The organism is Cupriavidus sp. Agwp_2, assembly GCF_040784895.1.
Taxonomy (GTDB): Bacteria; Pseudomonadota; Gammaproteobacteria; order Burkholderiales; family Burkholderiaceae; genus Cupriavidus.
The window spans coordinates 317,291-335,365 of record NZ_CP088084.1 but is presented as its reverse complement, the minus strand read 5'-3'; the positions used below and the strand labels follow the sequence as shown (position 1 = coordinate 335,365).

General features: G+C 66.9%; 18 protein-coding genes. 8 read left to right on the top strand and 10 right to left on the bottom strand.

The genetic code is table 11. The features are described from left to right. The first annotated feature begins 6 nt into the window (after window positions 1-6). Both LPA45_RS19305 and LPA45_RS19300 read left to right on the top strand, forming a co-directional pair. Window positions 7-903 (top strand): Ku protein, encoded by an 897-nt coding sequence (locus LPA45_RS19305; protein ID WP_317920583.1) that lies wholly within the window; start codon window positions 7-9, stop codon window positions 901-903. After that, the gene (locus LPA45_RS19300) at window positions 900-1,718 is read left to right on the top strand and encodes a tetratricopeptide repeat protein (protein ID WP_317920582.1); all 819 of its coding nucleotides are present in this window, start codon (window positions 900-902) and stop codon (window positions 1,716-1,718) included. Before LPA45_RS19305 ends, LPA45_RS19300 begins: the two co-directional genes overlap by 4 nt. A 36-nt stretch (window positions 1,719-1,754) precedes the next feature. On the opposite strand, the gene LPA45_RS19295 is transcribed toward LPA45_RS19300, so the two are convergent. The 3 genes from LPA45_RS19295 to LPA45_RS19285 all read right to left on the bottom strand — a co-directional run bounded on the left by LPA45_RS19295 (window position 1,755) and on the right by LPA45_RS19285 (window position 4,462). Beyond that, on the bottom strand, window positions 1,755-2,009 hold the full coding sequence (locus LPA45_RS19295; RefSeq protein ID WP_116322728.1) for an RNA-binding protein: 255 nt from the start codon (window positions 2,007-2,009) through the stop codon (window positions 1,755-1,757). A 53-nt stretch (window positions 2,010-2,062) separates the two neighbouring features. Next, window positions 2,063-2,911, bottom strand: coding sequence for a DUF2950 domain-containing protein (locus tag LPA45_RS19290; protein ID WP_233528357.1), 849 nt, complete (start codon window positions 2,909-2,911; stop codon window positions 2,063-2,065). A gap of 78 nt (window positions 2,912-2,989) precedes the next feature. Then, window positions 2,990-4,462 (bottom strand): DUF3300 domain-containing protein, encoded by a 1,473-nt coding sequence (locus LPA45_RS19285; protein ID WP_317920581.1) that lies wholly within the window; start codon window positions 4,460-4,462, stop codon window positions 2,990-2,992. A gap of 357 nt (window positions 4,463-4,819) precedes the next feature. Here LPA45_RS19285 and ppk2 point away from each other — a divergent pair, with 357 nt between their 5' ends. Beyond that, window positions 4,820-5,701 carry a polyphosphate kinase 2 gene (gene ppk2, locus LPA45_RS19280; protein WP_116322731.1) on the top strand — a complete coding sequence of 294 codons (882 nt, stop codon included), beginning with the start codon at window positions 4,820-4,822 and terminating at the stop codon, window positions 5,699-5,701. A gap of 30 nt (window positions 5,702-5,731) precedes the next feature. Here the strand turns inward: ppk2 and LPA45_RS19275 are convergent, their stop codons facing one another. Together LPA45_RS19275 and LPA45_RS19270 are read right to left on the bottom strand one after the other, a co-directional pair. Next, window positions 5,732-6,133, bottom strand: coding sequence for a hypothetical protein (locus tag LPA45_RS19275; RefSeq protein ID WP_116322732.1), 402 nt, complete (start codon window positions 6,131-6,133; stop codon window positions 5,732-5,734). Window positions 6,134-6,209: 76 nt separating this feature from the next. Then, on the bottom strand, window positions 6,210-7,937 hold the full coding sequence (locus tag LPA45_RS19270) for a SulP family inorganic anion transporter (protein WP_317920580.1): 1,728 nt from the start codon (window positions 7,935-7,937) through the stop codon (window positions 6,210-6,212). Between the two features lie 332 nt (window positions 7,938-8,269). On the opposite strand from LPA45_RS19270, the gene LPA45_RS19265 reads away from it, so the two are divergent. The 3 genes from LPA45_RS19265 to LPA45_RS19255 all read left to right on the top strand — a co-directional run bounded on the left by LPA45_RS19265 (window position 8,270) and on the right by LPA45_RS19255 (window position 11,470). Next, a complete protein-coding gene (locus LPA45_RS19265) occupies window positions 8,270-9,610 on the top strand; it encodes an MFS transporter (RefSeq protein WP_116322734.1) in 1,341 nt (446 codons plus the stop codon). 15 nt (window positions 9,611-9,625) lie between these two features. Further along, window positions 9,626-10,195 (top strand): alpha/beta hydrolase, encoded by a 570-nt coding sequence (locus LPA45_RS19260; RefSeq protein ID WP_116322735.1) that lies wholly within the window; start codon window positions 9,626-9,628, stop codon window positions 10,193-10,195. Between the two features lie 111 nt (window positions 10,196-10,306). Further along, window positions 10,307-11,470, top strand: a complete 1,164-nt coding sequence (locus tag LPA45_RS19255) for a porin (protein ID WP_317920579.1) — start codon at window positions 10,307-10,309, stop codon at window positions 11,468-11,470. Window positions 11,471-11,619: 149 nt separating this feature from the next. Here LPA45_RS19255 and phaZ read toward each other — a convergent pair whose 3' ends face one another. The 5 genes from phaZ to LPA45_RS19230 form a co-directional block, all read right to left on the bottom strand. Then, complete coding sequence (gene phaZ / locus LPA45_RS19250) at window positions 11,620-12,453, bottom strand: poly(3-hydroxyalkanoate) depolymerase (protein ID WP_116322747.1); 834 nt, start codon at window positions 12,451-12,453, stop codon at window positions 11,620-11,622. 60 nt (window positions 12,454-12,513) lie between these two features. Then, window positions 12,514-12,945: a phasin family protein gene (locus LPA45_RS19245; RefSeq protein ID WP_116322737.1), complete on the bottom strand. Its 432-nt coding sequence runs from the start codon at window positions 12,943-12,945 to the stop codon at window positions 12,514-12,516. Window positions 12,946-13,003: 58 nt separating this feature from the next. Further along, on the bottom strand, window positions 13,004-14,674 hold the full coding sequence (locus tag LPA45_RS19240) for an alpha/beta fold hydrolase (protein ID WP_317920578.1): 1,671 nt from the start codon (window positions 14,672-14,674) through the stop codon (window positions 13,004-13,006). Between the two features lie 56 nt (window positions 14,675-14,730). Then, window positions 14,731-15,195 (bottom strand): MaoC family dehydratase, encoded by a 465-nt coding sequence (locus tag LPA45_RS19235; RefSeq protein ID WP_116322739.1) that lies wholly within the window; start codon window positions 15,193-15,195, stop codon window positions 14,731-14,733. A gap of 236 nt (window positions 15,196-15,431) precedes the next feature. Then, window positions 15,432-16,430 (bottom strand): AraC family transcriptional regulator, encoded by a 999-nt coding sequence (locus tag LPA45_RS19230; RefSeq protein ID WP_376790669.1) that lies wholly within the window; start codon window positions 16,428-16,430, stop codon window positions 15,432-15,434. A 250-nt stretch (window positions 16,431-16,680) separates the two neighbouring features. Here LPA45_RS19230 and LPA45_RS19225 point away from each other — a divergent pair, with 250 nt between their 5' ends. Continuing rightward, window positions 16,681-17,736 carry a 3-keto-5-aminohexanoate cleavage protein gene (locus tag LPA45_RS19225; protein WP_116322741.1) on the top strand — a complete coding sequence of 352 codons (1,056 nt, stop codon included), beginning with the start codon at window positions 16,681-16,683 and terminating at the stop codon, window positions 17,734-17,736. 84 nt (window positions 17,737-17,820) lie between these two features. Continuing rightward, complete coding sequence (locus LPA45_RS19220) at window positions 17,821-18,024, top strand: DUF1289 domain-containing protein (protein ID WP_116322742.1); 204 nt, start codon at window positions 17,821-17,823, stop codon at window positions 18,022-18,024. Window positions 18,025-18,075: the final 51 nt, after the last annotated feature.

Genomic DNA, 18,075 nt, shown 5'->3' with positions numbered 1-18,075 from the left:
ACCTCCATGCCTGCCCGATCCCTCGCCTCGCTGTCCCTGTCCTTCGGTCTTGTCTCGATCCCCGTCAAGCTCTACACGGCCACCGAAGCCAGCTCGGCAGTGCGTTTCAACCTGCTGAGCAAGGAGGGTTCGCGCCTGAAGCAGCAGTACATCTCCGAGCAGACGCAGAAGGTGGTCGAGCGGGCCGAGATGGTGAAGGGCTACGAATTCGAGAAAGGGCGCTTCGTGACCTTCTCGCCGGACGAACTCAAGGCGCTGGAGGAAAGCGCCAGCCACATGGTCGATATCGTCGCGTTCATTCCCGAGCAAAGCGTCGATCCGCTGTACTACGACAAGGCCTATTTCATCGCGCCGGACAAACGCGGCGGCAAGCCCTACAGCCTGCTGCGCGAAGCCATGGCGAAGACCGGGCGGTGTGCCATCGCCAAGTGGGCCGCCAAGGGCAAGTCGCATATCGTGCAGATCCGGCCGGTCGAAGGCGGCCTGGTGTTCCAGCAGCTGTTGTTTGCCGATGAGGTGCGCAGTATCACCGAACTGCATATCGAGGATGTGTCGGTCTCGGATGCCGAACTGAAGCTTGCGATCCAGCTGATCGAGCAGGCATCGGAAGACCAGTACGATCCGACCCAGTACAAGGACGAAGAGAAAGCCAGGGTGCTCGCCGCCATCGACGCCAAGATCACCGGCAAGCAGATCGTGTCGCCGGAGCCGGCCGAAGTCGCCGCCGGCGGCGAGGTCATCGACCTGATGGATGCGCTGCGCGCCAGCCTGTCCAGGAAGGGCGCGCCGGCGGCCAAAGGCAAGGCCGCCGCCGACACTGCATCAGCCCGCCGTCCCGGCAAACGCGCGGCAACGCCGGCGGCGCCCACGCCGATCCGGCGCACCGCGAAGAAATCGGCGTGAACCGCAGCGAAGGCCTGACCACGCGAGCGCTGGAGGCGCGCCTGGGCGTGTCGCGCCGGCTGATCGGCAGCCTGGTCAGCGCCGGGCTGGTCACGCCTGCCCGCGGCCCGCGCGGCGAACATTTGTTCTCCTTCCAGGACGTGGTACTGATCCGTACCGCGGCCTCCCTGTACCAGGCGCGCGTGGCACCGGCGCAGATCCTGCGGGCGCTGCATCGGCTCGAACGGCTGGCGCCGGACCGGCACCTGTCAGGCGTGCGCATGTCCGCCAGCAGCGGCAAGGTATCTGTGCGCGACCGTCACGGCGCGTGGCTGGTGGAGAGCGGGCAACGGCTGATGGAATTCGAGCCGGCCCCGGACGACGTGCGCGTCGTTGAACTGGCACGCGCGGCCGCCAGCGAAGCGGCGGCCGACGAGGTATTTGCGCGCGCGCAGGCGCTGGAGCCCTTCGACGCCGTAGCTTCCGAAGCCGCTTACCGGCGCGCACTGACGCTGTCGCCCGGCATGCTGGACGCGTACCTGAACCTGGGGTGCCTGCTGTCCGACCAGCAGCGCTTCGATGAAGCGATCGCGCTATATGAGGGCGCGCTGGCCTGCCTGCCGGACGCGCCGCAACTGCATTTCAACCTTGGTGTCGCGCTGGAAGATATCGGCGCACCCCAGTCTGCGCTGTCCGCCTACGATCGCTGCATCGAACTGGCACCCGGCGATGCCGATGCGCATTACAACGCCGCGCGGCTGCATCATGAACTGGGGCACTTCCAGAAGGCGGTGCGGCACTTCAACCAGTATCGAAGGCTCAACCGCGCGGAGTAGCCGGCAGGCCGATGGGCACGCGGATGGCTGCCTGCTTCAGCTGAAGCGCTCCCGCAATACCAGCGCGCTGACCTTGTGGCCATGCCAGAACATCTGGTGGATGCGGGCCTTGAGCTTGTCCAGGGTGTCATCGTCCAGCGTGTCGAAGGTCAGCCGGACGGACGGCCTGCTGCCGTCGCCATCCAGGTGCTCGATGCTGTTGTATTCCGGGAAGCCGTATTTCACCAGGAAGGCGCCGATGTCTTCATCGGTGACTTCGGCATCGATGTTGCTGAGCATGAGAACGGACATGATTCACCTCCGTAGGTCGCGCAAGGGTGTCCAGCGTGCCGTCACCCGGGGCGTCATGGTTTGACCTCGGTCCACCCCGGCCCCGGGTCGAATGACCGGATCGCGCCGGCCCGGGCCGCGCTGTCCGGGCCCAGGTCGCGCTCGAAGACGCGGCCGTCGTGGCTCACCATGAAAGTCTTGACGCCGGTATCCCCGTAGCGGAGCGGCCACGCGATCACGGCAAACCCGCCAAAGAGCTTGCCGCCGACGACATAGTCATACTTGCCGCCGGGCGCATGCGTGCCTTGCGAGGTCAGCAGCCGGTAGCGATATCCATGGTAGCCGCCGCCCGGCGCGCTGCGATGTTCGGCGCTGAGGAACGCGGGGCCAAGCGGGCTTTCCGGTTCGCCGGAGCGGGTTGGCCAGTACAGGCCATCGTGCTTGCCGGGCGAACTGACCAGCTTCGATGCGTACGCTGTCACGCCGCGGTCCTGGCGCATCAGCTGCGCATACTCGTTCTGCGCATCGCACACGGCAAGCAAGGTCTGCATCACCGACAGTTCGTTGCGGCCGATCCGGCGCAGGCGCATCTCCTCGACCCCGGCGCGCGTGTCGAAATGCCAGCCCTTTGCCGTCTTCACCAGCGGAACCGGCATGGTCCAGTCGTCCTTGCCCGCGGCAATGCGGGCCCGGTCGGGTCCGTCGGAACGAATCGCGTGCGATTGGTGCCAGGCCTCCAGGAACTTGTAGCGGATATCCGCGCCGACCGGCGGGATCAGGTCGGTGTAGCGGGCGCCGAGCAGAGACTTCATGGCGGCGTCGTCGCTGGTGGCGACGGCTTCGCCGAAGGCATTCATTGCGGCCTCGGGCGTAGCGAAGTCCTTTTGCGCATAGGCTGGCGCCGTCGCCAATGCGACCAGCATCCCGCCGAGGGACAACGCCTTGCGGCACGGCCATGCCAGGCCCGATCGTTTCGTGCGCTGCATATCGCTGTCCCCCGCTCAACGCCGTCCGCCACCGCCACGGCCACCGCCCCCGCCACCGCGGCCACCCCCGCTGAAGCCCCCGCCGCCGCGGCCGCCGCCGCCACTGAAGCCACCCCCGCCGCCGCCACGCTGGCCGCCCCCGCTGAAGTTACCGCCACCACGCTGGCCGCCACTGTCGCGGTACGAGGCCGATTGCGTGCTGGCACGGCCGCGGTCAAAGTCTCGCTGCGCGGCCGCGCCTCCACCGCCCACGCCCTGGAACGCGTTGTCGCGTCCGCCGCCCGCGGCCCGGTCAGAAGTGCGAGCCCGGTCGGATGCTCCGGCCCGGTCGGAAGTGCGCGCCCGGTCGGATGCTCCAGCCCGGTCGGAGACGCCGGCGCGATCTCCTGCACCGCCACGTTCGCCAAGGCTTCCGCGCTCACCGCCGCGGTCGCCAAAGCCTCCGCGTTCGCCGCCACGGTCGCCGCCGAGATCACCGCGCCCACCGCGATCCCCGCCTGCCATACGGTCCGACACGCCACCGGCGCCGTCGCGGCCGCGGAATTCGTTGCGCCGGTTGGCGCCGGCGGCATCCCTGCCACCAAACTTCTCGCGCGAAGCGTTATCCCGGTATGCCACGCCTTTCCGGTGCGAGGCGTCATGCTGCCATTTCCCTCCGCCCTGCACCTTGGTGCGGTCGAAGTTGCGGTCGATATTGGCGGCCTTGTTGACGTTGATATTGACGTCGCCGCCGCCCCAGTTGCAGTTGCCGAAGATGGCACCCGCCGCGGCCAGGCCGACGCCCCAGGCAAAGCCGGTCATCAGCGCGGCGCCAGGATAGTAAGCGGGATAAGGGGGCCAGTAGTACGGCGGGTAGGCGGGATAGCTCCAGGCCCCATACACCACCGTCGGGTTGTAGGCTGGCACGTAGATGACTTCCGGGTTCGCCGGCTCGATTCGCACGATGGTCTGCGACGCCTGTGCCGGCGGTGCCTCCTGCCCCGCCTGTACCGGTGGCGCCGGCGCAGGCTCGACGATTACCTTCTGCTGCTCGTTCGACTTCAGGTTGCCCGATTGCTGCGCACGCGCCCGCAACCGCTGCACGGCGTCGAGCACCTCCTTCTCCTGGCCGAGGAAGGCGTCGCCCAGCTTCTGCGTCCAGTCGAGCTTGTCGTTCAGCGGCTCAAGCACCTGCGGGAAGGCCACCAGCGACTTGACGCTGACATCCCAGGGCTGGCTCTCGACTGCCTTCAGCGCGGCGTCGCCCTTCACCTTGGGGTTGGCCTTGACCCAGCGGGCCGCCTGCACGATCTCGAGCGGATACGTGGAGGCCATCAGCACCTGGGACAACACTGAATCGGGATAGAGCGCGATGGGGGCGACCAGCGCTTCAAGTTCTTCCGGCTTGAACGGCGCCTGCGCGGCTGGCGCATCCTGCGCATGGACATTCAGCGCCAGGCATGCCAGGCCGGCGCACAGACAGGCGCCGACCCGGCGCCACAGACGCATCCCCCGCCCCTCCATGGCCAGTCTCCCTTGCCCCGTTGCCGGACCACCGTCCGGGGCTGAACTTCCGGCCTGCCGCCAGCGCCCTGCCCGCGCCAGGTCCGGGAAACGATAAAAGCGATCGCGACGTCTTATTGCCCTGAGAAACTATAGGTGTCGGCGCCTGCCGCAGAGATGAAAAATTTACGAAAGTGATATAGGAAAAACTTTTGCGGCGAGAGCCAGGACACCACGCGCAATGCTCGAGATCCGATATTGCTGTCCGAATTGTCTATTGTGAGGAATGTGAGGAAGGTGAGACAGCACAACAACCCCGGACGTCTTGCCGTTCGAGGTGTCCGAACCCAATGGAGGTGGAAGATGGCCAAGCACAAGGACAAGCGCCACGACAGGGAGCAGGCCGAGACCGAGCCGCCGCGCCCGCGGGATGACGCCGGGGAGCGCCCGGATGCAGCGGACGAGCCGCGCGAACGCATGTCCGAGAAGGCTTACCAGAAGGAACTCCGCCACCTGCATGGCGAGCTGGTCAAGCTGCAGCTATGGGTGCAGGCCAGCGGCACCAAGGTCTGCGTGGTGTTCGAAGGCCGCGACGGCGCCGGCAAGGGCGGCACCATCAAGGCCATGACCGAACGCGTCAGCCCGCGCGTGTTCCGCGTGGTCGCGCTGCCCGCCCCGACCGAACGCGAAAAAAGCCAGATGTACGTCCAGCGCTATCTGCCGCACCTGCCTGCGGCAGGCGAGATCGTCATCTTCGACCGCAGCTGGTACAACCGCGCCGGGGTCGAGCGCGTGATGGGATTCTGCAGCGAAACGCAGGCCGAGGAGTTCCTGCGGGCCGTCCCGCTGGTGGAGCGGGCCATTGTCCATTCCGGCATCATCCTGATCAAGTACTGGCTGGAAGTCAGCCCCGAAGAGCAGACCCGCCGCCTGAAGGGACGCATCCACGACGACCGCAAGACCTGGAAGCTCACCGACATGGACCTGCGCTCATACAGCCGCTGGTATGACTATTCCCGCGCGCGCGACGCCATGTTCGCGGCCTCCGACAGCGACTACGCGCCGTGGTTTGTCGCCGATTCCAACGACAAGCGGCGGGCGCGGCTGAACATCATCCAGCACATGCTGGACCGCATCCCGTACAAAGAGGTCGAGCGCAAGCCGGTCAAGCTGCCGGCAAGGCAGAAGGCACACGGATACCAGGAACCGGACTACCCGTACCGGTACGTGGAGTCGCGCTTCTAGGCCGCTGCAGCAGCTGCAGGCCGCGATCGCCTAGCTGGCGAGCTTGCGCGACTTCCAGTCGCCGCTCCTTTCCCTGCAGTACCAGCCGGTCCAGCTCTCCGATTCGCCGGCACGGCGGAACTCGCTGTGCAGCTGCCGGCACCGGTCGCCGCGGTCCTGCCGCGTGCGCAATGGCGTGAAAGCGCCTTCCACCGGGCGCTCCCGCATGTCGGGCGGCAGCGTAAACGGCACGCGGGCACCATCGGCGCCCTGCTCCAGCGTCTTGCGAAAGACGCCGGTCAGGACTTCGAGCTGGCTCTTTGTCAGCGTGCCGACGATGGTGCCGGAGAGGTAGTGATCGAAGTAGGCAACGGCCGTCCCTGCCGGTGCCAGACCAGCAAGGCATGCGGCGACGCATGCCAGCACGTGCAAGACCCGGTATCGGCTGTTCATGTCGGCTCCTTCGAGGTGGTGCCCCGGTGAGCTTGGCGTGACCTGCAAGCGCTGCGGCCGGGCATCGGGCCCGGCGTCAGTCTGGCTTGCCAAGGTAATCATCGACCGCGCTGCCCACGGTGGGATGGAACTTGTCGCCGAACGATTCCATCAGCTCAAAGCGCTTGAGTTTGTCCCGTACCGGATCCTTCATCTCGGCGAAATGCAGGTCGATACCGCGCTCGCGCAGGATGCTGCCCAGGTCGCGCAGCATGTCGGCCGAGGTGACGTCGACGCTGGTCACCGGTTCCGCTGCGACCACAACGCGGCGCACGGGTGTCGGCGAGGCGTCGATCGCTTCTATCAGGCGTTCCTGGAACAGTTCGGCATTGGCGAAGAACAGCGGCGCGTCCCAGCGGAACAGCACCAGTCCGTCGATCAGCCTGGCCTCCGGGTAGCGCTCGATATCGTGGTATCCACGCAGCCCGTCCACTTTCCCCAGCACGGCGTAGTGCGGCCGCCAGCCGTCCCAGAGGAATTCGATCACGGCAATGACCACGGCCAGGAAAATCCCCTGGATGGTGCCGAACACGGCAACGACCGCGAAGCAAACCATCGACAGCCAGAACTCCCACTGCTGGATGCGGTAGATGCGCTTCAGGTCGCCGATCACAAACAGGCCGATGGCCGCGGCGATGACCACCGCGGCCAGCGCGCTGCTTGGCAGGTACTGAAGCAGGTTCGGCGCGAACAGCAGCAGGATGGCCACGGACAGCGCGCCGACCACGCCGGTGAGCTGTGTCTTGGCGCCAGCGGCTTCGGCCACCGGCGTGCGCGAAGCGCTGCTGCTGACCGGGAAGCCCTGGAACAGTCCGGCCGCCAGGTTGGCGGCGCCCAGCCCCACCATCTCCTGGTTCGGGTCGACGCGGGTGTTGGTGCGTGCCGCATAGGTGCGCGACAGCACGCTGGTGTCGGCGAAGGCAATCAGCGCGACCGCGCATCCGCCCAGCACGATCTTCATCAGGTCGGCGCCGTCCAGCCACGGCAGGACAAAGGCGGGAAGCCCCTGCGGCGTCTTGCCCAGCACTTTCACCCCGTGCTGGTCCAGGTCGAACATGCTGACCGCGAGCGTGGCGATGACCACCGCGATCAGGATGCCCGGCACGCGCTCGAAACGCTTCAGGCCCAGGATCAGCGCCAGACTACCGGCGCCGACGGCAAAGCTGTACCAGTTGGTCTGCCCGTCCAGGATGGCTCTGCCCAGTTCGAGCATCTCCCGCAGCGGCCCGGCATCCTCGACCGGGATGGCGAACAGCTTGGGCAACTGGCTGACCAGCACCGTCAGGGCGATGCCATTCATGTAGCCGTAGCGGATCGGCTTGGACAGCAGTTCGGCGACAAAGCCAAGGCGCAGCAGCCCCATCACGATGCAGACCGCGCCAGAGACTACCGCCATCATGCTGGCCACCAGCACGGCGCGCGCCGGATCGCCGCCGGCGACCTGCAGCACCACCGCCAGGATCGGCGCGGCCAGGGCCGAATCCGGGCCCAGCACCAGGATGCGGCTCGGCCCGAACAAGGCGTACACGAGCAGCGGGACCATGGTGGCGTAGAGCCCATAAACGCCGGGCACGCCGGAGGCTTCGGCGTAGGCGATGCCCACCGGCATCAGCATGGTGGTCAGCACCAGTCCCGCCGCCAGGTCCCGTGGCAGCCAGTCCGGCCGATAGGACTTCAGCACCCGGACGCCGGGGAGCCAGCGTAGCCAACCGACGGCCTTGCCGGCGTCCTGCCCTGCGAAGTGCGTCAATTTCTGGGGCTCCATGTGCAGCAATCTCGTTCGACACGCATCGACTATAGGCGGTGGCGACACGGTCTCGCCATGCCATGGCCCGGGCGCTTGCCGGCGGCGCCAGGTCGCGCGCCAAACGCACGGCGAGGTCGCGGCGCCGTCTGCCCCGGCCGCCCCCACGCGGCTCCCTCTCGTTTTCCCCGATTGTCCCTGAATGCAAAGGAGATGTCCCGCCAGGCCAAACCCGCGGTCGCCAATATCCGATACTTCGCCAGTCGCAACCGGCCTGCGACCACGCCCCAGAGGACTGCTTTTTCCTGCTGGCAACGCCGTGGCTCAGCCGGTCCACTACTGGAAAAATTCTCATGATCGGGCAACCCACTACCCATCGCACCGTTGCAACGCCGTCGGACAAGACATCGCGCTCAAGCCTCTATGCCTGGCTTGTCTTTGCCCTGAGCTTTGGCCTGCTGCTGTCGGACTATATGTCCCGCCAGGTGCTCAACGCGGTATTCCCCCTGCTGAAGGCCGAATGGTCGCTTAGCGACACCGAACTGGGTGCGCTGGGCGGCATCGTGGCGCTGATGGTCGGCTTGCTGACGTTCCCGTTGTCGATCCTGGCCGACCGCTGGGGCCGGGTCCGCAGCCTGGTGCTGATGGCGGCGCTGTGGAGCCTGGCGACGCTGGGCTGCGCACTGGCAAACGGCTTTGGCCAGATGTTCATCGCGCGACTGTGCGTGGGCATCGGCGAGGCAGCATACGGCAGCGTCGGCATTGCCGTGGTGCTGTCGGTATTCCCGCGCCACCTGCGCGCCAGCCTGAGTTCCGCCTTTATCGCCGGCGGCGCGTTCGGCTCGGTGCTGGGCATGGGGCTCGGCGGCGCCTTGTCGGCGCATTTCGGCTGGCGCTGGGCCTTTGCCGGCATGGCGGTGTTCGGGCTGGTGCTGGTGGTGGTCTTCCGCCTGATCGTGACCGAACCGCGGCTGCGGGCACGGCGCAAGGAGCTCGGCGAAGACGCTGATACCGGAGCGCGCGGGCCCGCCATGCCCCTGCGCCCGCTGCTCGCCGCGCTGTTCTCCGCGCGCTCGATCCTCTGCGCCTATGTCGGCAGCGCCCTGCAGCTGCTGGTGATGGGCGCCCTGATCACCTGGATGCCCAGCTACCTGGCGCGCTACTACGGCATGGCGACGGACCGCGCCGGCGCGGTCGCCGCGGGATTCGTGCTGGCCGGCGGCGTCGGCATGGTGCTGTGCGGGGCGATGACAGACTGGCTGGCCCGGCATGCGCCTTGCCGCAAGTGGGTGATCGCGACGGCCTACAGCCTGATCTGCTGCGCCCTGCTGCTGACGGCGTTCCGTCTGCCGGCGGGCACCTTGCAACTGGTACTGATCGGTGCCGGCATGCTGTTTGTCGGCGGCGCCGCCGGCCCTGCCAGCGCCGCGGTCGCCAACCTGACCCGCCCGGCCATCCACGCCACCGCCTTTGCCACGCTGACGCTGGCCAACAACCTGCTGGGGCTGGCGCCCGGGCCGTTTGTCACCGGCCTGCTGGCCGACCACATCGGCCTGCGCGGTGCGTTGCAGCTGGTGCCGATGGCGTCGCTGCTGGCCGCCGCCGCGTTCCTTGCCGGACGCCGTTACTACGCTGCGGACCTGCGCCGCCTGGAGAGCCGGCACGAGGCCTGCGCTTCCCGAACTTCTGACTGACATTCCTGCAGAACCATGAGCCTTTCCCCTGATACCACCGTGCTGCTGGTGCCCGGCCTGCGCGACCACGTGGCCGAACACTGGCAGACCCTGCTCCAGGCACAACTGCCCAACGCGCGCTCCGTGCCGCCGCTGGAGCATGACAAGCTGAGCCGCGATGCCCGCGTCGCGGCGCTGGACGCCGCCCTGGCCGACATCGACGGCCCGGTCGTCCTGGTCGCGCATAGCGCCGGCGTCATGATCACCGTGCACTGGGCCGCCCGGCACCACCGCAAGATCCGCGGCGCGCTGCTCGCCACGCCAGCCGACCTGGAAAGCCCCATGCCGGCCGGGTACCCGGACATCGCCACGCTCGCAGAGCACGGCTGGCTGCCGATCCCGAAGGACCCGCTGCCCTTCCCGACCATCCTCGCCGCCAGCCGCAACGATCCGCTGGCGAGCTACCCGCGCGCGGCCCAGATGGCCAGCGACTGGGGCAGCACACTGGTCGACCTGGGCGAAGTCGGCCACCTCAATCCCGCCGCGGGCTACGGCCCCTGGCCACGCGCGACCGCCCTGATCGACGATCTGCTGCGCGCCAACTGAAGCACGCGAAGAACGCGAAGAAAACGCATTGAATCGCAGTACCCGGCAATACCAGACCAGACGGAATTCATCCGCATCCCAAACCAAAGGAAAAGAAGGGGAGAACACTCCATGAAGCTCAGGACCATGGCTGCAGCCGCAGCGCTAACCTGCTCAGGCAGCGCCCTCGCGCAGTCAACCGTCACGCTATACGGCGTGGTGGACATCAATGTCGAATACGCAAACCATGTCGGCGCCGTGCCGGTGGCGAGCAACCAGTTCAACCGCGGCCCGGCGAACGACGTCTACCGCATGAACTCGGGCGGCGTCTCCGGGTCGCGCTGGGGCATGCGCGGTACCGAGGACCTCGGCGGCGGCCTGAAGGGCCTGTTCGTGCTGGAAAGCGGTTTTAACCTCGATACCGGCACGATGCAGCAAAGCAACCGCCTGTTCGGCCGCCAGGCCTTCGTCGGCCTGCAGAAGGCAGGCATCGGCCAGATCAGCCTGGGGCGCCAGTACACCTCGATGTTCGAAGCCCTGGCGAACTTCTCGCCGGCCGCCTATGCCACCCAGTACGAACCGGTGGTGCTGCAATCCGGCCCGAACTTCCGCGCCGACAACACCATCAAGTACACCGGCCAGTTCGGCCCGGTCACGGCGCTGGCGCACTGGTCCTTCGGGACCGGCCTGGCGCTGCCGGCGACCGTGGGCATTGCCACGCCGATCGGCGGCAACGGCGAAGTGCCCGGCCAGTTCCGGCGCGACACCGCCTGGGGTGCCGCGGTGGCCTACCAGGGCGGCCCGTTTGGCGTGACCTTCGGCTACGACCAGTGGAACCCGACCATCGGCACGAGCAACGGCGAGATCAAGAAGGCCGTGGTCGGCGCCAGCTATTCGTATGGTCCGGCAAAGATCATGGGCGGCTACCGCTGGGGCCAGAACAAGAACGCCGCGGACGTGGTGATCCAGCGTGACGATTTCTACTGGATCGGCGGTACCTACCAGGTCACTCCGGCCATCGGCCTGACGCTCGAATACGCCTACGACAACGTCAAGACCCTGTATGGCGATACCCATGTCCCCAACCCATGGCAGGTCGCCTTCATTGCCAACTACGCGTTCTCCAAGCGTACCGACGTGTACCTGACCACGGCCTACGCCAAGAATGCCGGCCTGATGATGGAATCGCTGGCCACGGTCTACGCCAACAGCCTGTCTCTGGGCAACAGCTACGCGCTGGCCAACGGGCAGAGCAACATGTTCGGCGCGGCAGTGGGCATCCGCCACAAGTTCTGACAACGCGTCTGGCAGCATCGACCCTGCAACCGATGCTCTTTTGCGGCCGCCCGGATTCCGGGACGGCCGCTTTTTTTTATGGGTGGTGGTTGGGGGTGGCTCCGGCGGCCACGAGCCGAAAGCGCCGTTGCTGGCGCTTCAATGCCGTGTCAGCGGCGCAAAAAGCCGTGGACGATGCCGGCCGCATGCTCCGGCCCGGTCACCAGGAAGAGGTGGCCGTCTTCGACCATCTGCAGCGTCGAGTCGGGGATGCGGGCTGCCAGGATCCTGGCATTGACCGGCGGCACGATCGGGTCGTCGCTGCCGTGCATGACCAGCGTGGGCTGTCGCAGCGCGCCCAGCCACGGCAGGCTGCTCCAGCCCCACGCCGCCAGCAGTTGGTAGAGATAGCCGCGCCCGGGCGGTGGCTGCATGTGCCGGCCGTGTTCGTCGAGCAAGTCCGGATCGCGGCGGAAGGCGCCACCGTAAAGGTCGGCGCCGATTCTGCGCAGGTATTGCGGATCGGTATAGCGCCGCACGCCGATCATCTTGGTGAGCACCGACAGGCTGCCCGGCACCATGAGCACGCCGGGCGACGTGGCGGCAAGCACCAGGCGCCGGCATCGCGCGGCATAAAGCCGGGCAAACTCCTGCGCCAGCGCCCCGCCCCACGACACGCCGAGCACATCGACCTGGCCCTGATAGCCGAGGTGCGACAGCAGGCGGTCAGCCAGCACGCAAACACTGGAAAGGCGATACGGCAGCACCGGCGCGGGCGAGCCGCCGGCGCCGGGAACGTCGAAAAGAATGACTTCGATGCCCGGAAGGGCATCGACAAAGGGGGCGAGCAGTTCAAGGTTGGCGCCGATGCCGTTGAAGATCAGCAACGGCGGCCCGGCATCGCTGCCGGGCCGGATACCGGCCTTTACTACCTGGCCGTCCAGGTCCACGGTCAGGACCTGCAGCTTGTGACCGGCATGCGTGCCGGCGTCTGTTGTTGTCATCAGTTCATCCTGGAGACGCAGCGCACGGGCATGGCCGGGGGCAGCCATGCCCGCCGCCACTTATTGTTTCGGGCGCAGGATCCCCTTCGCCTCCTCAACGTTCTCGGCGAGGCGGCGTCCGACCACCGAAATGCTGTCGGCCTGGGCCTTGTACAGCGTGTCGGTCAGGCCGCGCACGCCGGCTACCGCCTTCTGCAGCGAGCGCGGCAGGGCTTCCGCCAGCTTCGCGGGGGCCTTGCCGTCGACAGCCTGGCTGCCGCGCGACAGCGCCTGCAGGTCGGCGGCGGCATCGCACAGGAACTCGGCCTGCTGGCGCACCAGCGATTGCAAGCCGCCCAGCAGCATCACGTTGACGCTGGCAAGCGCCTCGATGTCCTTGCGGCGCGATTCCAGGACCGCGGACGGGTCCAGGCGGTTGTTGCGCACGAAGTCGAGCAGTTTCTTGTGCGGGGCCTGTGCGGCCGATGCACCTGCGGTGTTGGTCGTTTCCATCTTGGTTTCTCCTGACAGTTGGGTTGAGGAATTCAGATTGCAGTGTTCCGGCGGCGCATCAGGCCTCGGTCACATAACGGCCCGGGGCTTCGCCCAGGGGGGGAAAGTTCAGGCTGCCGGGCTCGGCGGGCGCATTGCGCTTCGGGCCCGAGCGCTTCTTCAGCCACTGGGTCCAGTGCTCCCACCACGAGCCCTGCTCGGCGGAGGCGCCTTCCAGCCAGGTCTCGGGCTGCGCATCGGGCGTGCCGTTGCGGAAATACTTCGCCTTGGCATTGCCGGGAGGATTGACCAGGCTTTGCACGTGGCCGCTGGAACTCAGCACGAACTCGGTGCGCCCGCCAAACGCCTGCGCCGAGCGGTACACGGCCTTCCACGGCGTGATGTGGTCGGTCATGCCGGCCAGCACGTACTTGTCGCAGTCGACGTCGGACAGCGAAATGGCGTGGCCAAGCACGTTCAGCGCGCCTGGCGTGGCGAGCTGGTTCAGCGTCAGCATGTCCAGGAACTGGCCATGCAGCCCAGCCGGCAGGCGCGTGGTGTCGTTGTTCCAGTAGAGGACGTCGAACGCCGGCGGCGCGTTGCCGAGCAGGTAGTTGTTGACCCAGTAGTTCCACACCAGGTCATTGGGCCGCAGCCAGGCAAAGACCCGGCCCAGCGCCTCGCCGTCGAGCACGCCTTGCGACGCGCTGCCATGCCGCGAGGCCGTAACCGCCTCGGGCGTGCTGAACAGGCCGAGTTGCGACTCCGCATCGAGCCCGAACACTGCCACCATCAGCGTGACGGCATGCACAAGCTTTTCGCCACTCGCCGCGCAATAGCCCAGCAGTGCGGCCATCGTCATCGCGCCGGAGCAGGCGCCATGCAGGTTGACGTCGGCACTGCCGGTGATATCGCGTATCGCATGGATCGCCTCGACCAGCGCGCCGACATAGGTATCGAGATTCCAGTCGCGCTGCGCCGCCGTGGGGTTGCGCCAGCTGACCACGAACACCTGCAGCCCCTGGCCCAGCATGTACTCCACCATGCTCTTGCCCGGTGCCAGGTCGAACACGTAGAACTTGTTGACCTGCGGCGGCACGATCAGCTGGGGCCGCGCATGCACTTTCGCGGTGGTCGGGGCGTACTGGATCAGCTCCAGCACCTCATTGCGGAACACCACGACGCCAGGCGTGGCAGCCAGGTTCTTGCCCACGCTGAATGCGCTCTTGTCGACCTGTGCGGGCATGCCGCCATTGGTCAGGACATCGGTGGCCAGGTTGACCAGACCGCTGACCAGGTTCATGCCGCACGACTCGAAGGTCTTGCGCAGTGCCGCCGGGTTGCCCGCCAGCGTGTTGGTCGGCGCCAGCGCATCGGCCAGCAGCGACGTGAAGTACTGCGCGCGATGCTTGCTGCGCGGGTCCATCACGGAACGCCGCACCGTGCCCTCGAGCGCGTCACGCCAGGCCTGGTAGCCTTGCAGCGACATCCGGAACAGCGGATGTTCGCGCCAGGCATCGTCAGCAAAGCGCCGGTCGCGCGCCGACGGCATCGGTGCCGAACCATCCAGCACGCTGACCAGGTCATGGGCCAGCTGCGCCTGCTGCTCGAGCACCAGCACCGGCTCCTGCACGCACTGTGCGCCGATCTGCTGCGCGGCCGTGATGAAGTCTTCGGGACGGATCCCGACGAAGGGATTGGGTCCCGCCAGAAGGTCGGTTGGCGCCTCCACGTTGGCTGCACTTGTCATGTTGCTTCTCATCTTTCGTTCCTGCTTGCTTTCCTGCTATATCCGCTGTTGCCACTTCACGCCATGACAAGCGCCAGGGCTTCGGCCACCATGGCCGGCTTGGCTTCGCCCTCGATTTCCATCGTGTTTTCCGTGCGCAGCAGCACGCGGCCATCGCCCTTGCTGTCGGCCGACATCAGCCTGACGCGATTGCGCACGCGCGCCCCCGTCTTCACCGGCGCCAGGAAGCGCGTCTTCTCTACGCCGTAGTTGACCGCGGCACGTGCATCCGCGGGTACCACGCCCATCTCGACCAGCTTCCCTGCCAGCAACGACAGCGTCAGGTAGCCGTGCGCGATGGTGCCGCCGAACGGGCTTTCGCGGCGCGCGCGTTCCACGTCCACGTGGATCCACTGGTGGTCTCCGGTGCATTGCGCGAATGCATCGATGCGCGCCTGATCCACCTCCATCCATTCCGAAACGCCGAGCTCCGTGCCGACGAATGCGCCGAGCGTGCTCATGCTGTAGCCTTCAATAGCCATATGCCTCCTTGCTAACCCTGGTTCTGTGCCTCCGACCGCGTCGGACACACGCTTGTTTGTCTGCCGCATCGTAGTGGCAAGGCGCGCCAGAACAGCTACCAAAACCTGCCCAATCGTTGACAATGCTTGCCGCTTTGCACGGCCTCGGCGCAGCGTGCGCGCAAAGCGCTGCCGAGTCCTCCCGGGATGGCACGATTTGTCAGTCACGCGGCCGGCATTGGCAGCCGCATGCGCGGCTACGGCGCGCGGCGGTACGTGTTGGGCGTGCTGCCGGTCCACTGCCGGAAGGCACGATGGAAGGCTGTGGGATTGTCGAAGCCCACGTCGAAGGCAATGGCCGCGATCGCGTCGCCGGTGCGTGTCAGGCGCTGGATGGCGATGTCGCGACGCACGTCATCCTTGATCGCCTGGAAGGTGGTGCCTTCCGCGGAGAGCCGGCGGCACAGCGTTCGCACGGAACAGTGCAGCGCCGCCGCCACCGCCTCGATCGTCGGCGCGACCGGCAGGCAATCCGCCACGTGCTGCCTGACGCGATGGCAGGTCATCGGCTCCGCGAACGTGACGAAGATCCAGTCCTCGGGCGCGCGGGCGAGAAATTTTTCAAGGTCGGCCTTGCGCTGCCGCACCGGCATGCCGAGGTATGCCGCGTCAAAGACGATAGCGCCGCGCTGGCAGCCGAAGTGCACCGGGCCAGGAAACAGGTAGAGATGGTCGCTTGCCTGCGCGGGCCGCCCGGACGGCAGCTGTACCGCCTGCAGCGGGATCTTTTGGCGGATCAGCCATGACGCCACGCCATGCACCAGCTTCAGCATCAGCTCGCGCGCCATCGCGTTCACCGTCGGCCCCGCGGCGGGCTCCACCAGCTCCACATAGGCCGCGTTGCCGTCGCGCCGCGACTCCACGCGGAACTCGTCCAGCAGCAGGCGGAAGAATTGCCCGAAGCGATGCAGTGCCACTTCCAGCCGTGGCGCATCCAGCAAGCTCAGGCACAGGTACTTGAGCGTGCCATTGCGCAGCGGACGGCTGAAGATGCCGGGCATTTCATCGTCGAGTTCGTGCGCCAGCAGCCGGTACAGGGTCGCGAACTGCTCCTGCGTCACGCGCGCCGCGGGCTCGTCCATCAGCTCCGTCGCAATGCCAGAGCGGGCTGCAAGCCGCGCGATCAATGCCGGGTCGGCACCTGGCAGGAAGCCATGGACGAAGGAGACCGGGACGGTGGGGGACAGGCAGTTCACTGGGGGGACGGAGAGGAAAGACGGCGCGTGCTGCGCCAACGCTCCGACACTTTGCAACGTCGCCCGATCCCCGCACATCGTGTTTTCCCTGACTGTCCCGAAATGCCAAACAAGCGTCCCGGATCGCCAAATCTCCGGACGCCGTTCGCCGATACTTCGATACATCCGAATGGCCACGACTACAGGCTCACGGACTGCGAGCCGGCGTGCTCGCAAGCGCCCATGCCGACAAATCACAGGAGCAACACACATGCAATTCCTCGACGATTCCCTGCACCCCGAGAACCAGGACAAGGTGGTTATCACCGTGGCCCCGTATGGCCCCGAGTGGATGCCGCAGGACTTCCCCGAAGACATCCCGGTGACCATGGAAGAGCAGGTGCAAAAGGCCGTGGATTGCTATAACGCTGGCGCCACCGTGCTGCACCTGCATGTGCGCGAACTGGACGGCAAGGGCTCCAAGCGCCTGTCGAAGTTCAACGAGCTGATCGCCGGCGTGCGCGCCGCCGTGCCCGACATGATCATCCAGGTCGGCGGCTCGATCTCGTTCGCGCCGGAAGACGATGGCCAGGCTGCCAAGTGGCTGTCCGACGACACCCGCCATATGCTGGCTGACCTGGACCCGAAGCCGGACCAGGTCACCGTGGCGATCAACACCACGCAGATGAACATCATGGAGCTGCTCTATCCCGAGTACCTGAAAGGTACCTCGCTGGAGCATCCCGCCTACCAGGCTGCCTACCGCGAAATGACGGTGCCGGCCGGCCCGGGCTGGGTGGAAGAGCACCTGCGCCGCCTGAGCAACGCCGGCATCCAGCCGCACTTCCAGCTCACCGGCATCCACGCGATGGAAACGCTGGAGCGCATGGTGCGCGCCGGCCTCTACAAAGGCCCGCTGAACCTGACGTGGATCGGCATCGGCGGCGGCTTCGACGGCCCCAACCCGTTCAACTTCTTCAACTTCGTCCACCGCGCGCCGGATGGCTGCACGCTGACCGCGGAGTCGCTGCTGAAGAACGTGCTGCCGTTCAACATGATGGCGATGTCGATGGGCCTGCACCCGCGCTGCGGCATCGAGGACACCATCATCGACCAGCACGGCAACCGCATGACGTCGGTGCAGCAGATCGAGCAATGCGTGCGCGTGGCCAAGGAACTTGGCCGCGAGATCGCCTCGGGCAAGGAAGCGCGCGAGATCTACCGCATCGGCACCTGGTACGACAGCGCCGATGAAACTCTTGCGGCGCACGGCATGGCGCCCAACCGCAAGGCCGGGGAGAAGAACCTGCCGCGGCGCGCTGCCTGACGTGCGTCGCCTGGCCGCGGGCCCCGGTCCCGGCCAGGCGTTTACCGGCCCACCCGCCGAGCGAACCACCACACTGCTGAAGTCATGAACCCTGCTGTCGCCGTCGCCAACCCGTGCCTCAACATCTGCCGCCTGGACGTGGCCGGCAAGTACTGCCAGGGCTGCGGCAGGACACCGCTGGAAATCGGCACCTGGGACAGCATGACCGACACCCGGCGCGCCGAGGTGCTGGCCGAACTGCCTGCCCGCCAGCCCTGGCGCCGCACGCAGGCCGCGACCGCGCCCTGACTCCCCATCGCCCGCTGGCAGGCACGCATGCGCCGGCGGGCGTCATCGAGC

Bases quoted from the DNA above. Each gene is read 5' to 3' on its own strand.
- LPA45_RS19270 (WP_317920580.1), bottom strand. From the start codon at position 7,937: ATGGAGCCCCAGAAATTGACGCACTTCGCAGGGCAGGACGCCGGCAAG.
- LPA45_RS19220 (WP_116322742.1), top strand. From the start codon at position 17,821: ATGAACCCTGCTGTCGCCGTCGCCAACCCGTGCCTCAACATCTGCCGC.
- LPA45_RS19290 (WP_233528357.1), bottom strand. From the start codon at position 2,911: ATGCTGGTCGCATTGGCGACGGCGCCAGCCTATGCGCAAAAGGACTTC.
- LPA45_RS19240 (WP_317920578.1), bottom strand. From the start codon at position 14,674: ATGACAAGTGCAGCCAACGTGGAGGCGCCAACCGACCTTCTGGCGGGA.
- LPA45_RS19245 (WP_116322737.1), bottom strand. From the start codon at position 12,945: ATGGAAACGACCAACACCGCAGGTGCATCGGCCGCACAGGCCCCGCAC.
- LPA45_RS19295 (WP_116322728.1), bottom strand. From the start codon at position 2,009: ATGTCCGTTCTCATGCTCAGCAACATCGATGCCGAAGTCACCGATGAA.
- LPA45_RS19255 (WP_317920579.1), top strand. From the start codon at position 10,307: ATGAAGCTCAGGACCATGGCTGCAGCCGCAGCGCTAACCTGCTCAGGC.
- LPA45_RS19235 (WP_116322739.1), bottom strand. From the start codon at position 15,195: ATGGCTATTGAAGGCTACAGCATGAGCACGCTCGGCGCATTCGTCGGC.
- phaZ (WP_116322747.1), bottom strand. From the start codon at position 12,453: ATGACAACAACAGACGCCGGCACGCATGCCGGTCACAAGCTGCAGGTC.
- LPA45_RS19275 (WP_116322732.1), bottom strand. From the start codon at position 6,133: ATGAACAGCCGATACCGGGTCTTGCACGTGCTGGCATGCGTCGCCGCA.
- LPA45_RS19265 (WP_116322734.1), top strand. From the start codon at position 8,270: ATGATCGGGCAACCCACTACCCATCGCACCGTTGCAACGCCGTCGGAC.
- LPA45_RS19225 (WP_116322741.1), top strand. From the start codon at position 16,681: ATGCAATTCCTCGACGATTCCCTGCACCCCGAGAACCAGGACAAGGTG.
- LPA45_RS19305 (WP_317920583.1), top strand. From the start codon at position 7: ATGCCTGCCCGATCCCTCGCCTCGCTGTCCCTGTCCTTCGGTCTTGTC.
- ppk2 (WP_116322731.1), top strand. From the start codon at position 4,820: ATGGCCAAGCACAAGGACAAGCGCCACGACAGGGAGCAGGCCGAGACC.
- LPA45_RS19285 (WP_317920581.1), bottom strand. From the start codon at position 4,462: ATGCGTCTGTGGCGCCGGGTCGGCGCCTGTCTGTGCGCCGGCCTGGCA.
- LPA45_RS19260 (WP_116322735.1), top strand. From the start codon at position 9,626: ATGAGCCTTTCCCCTGATACCACCGTGCTGCTGGTGCCCGGCCTGCGC.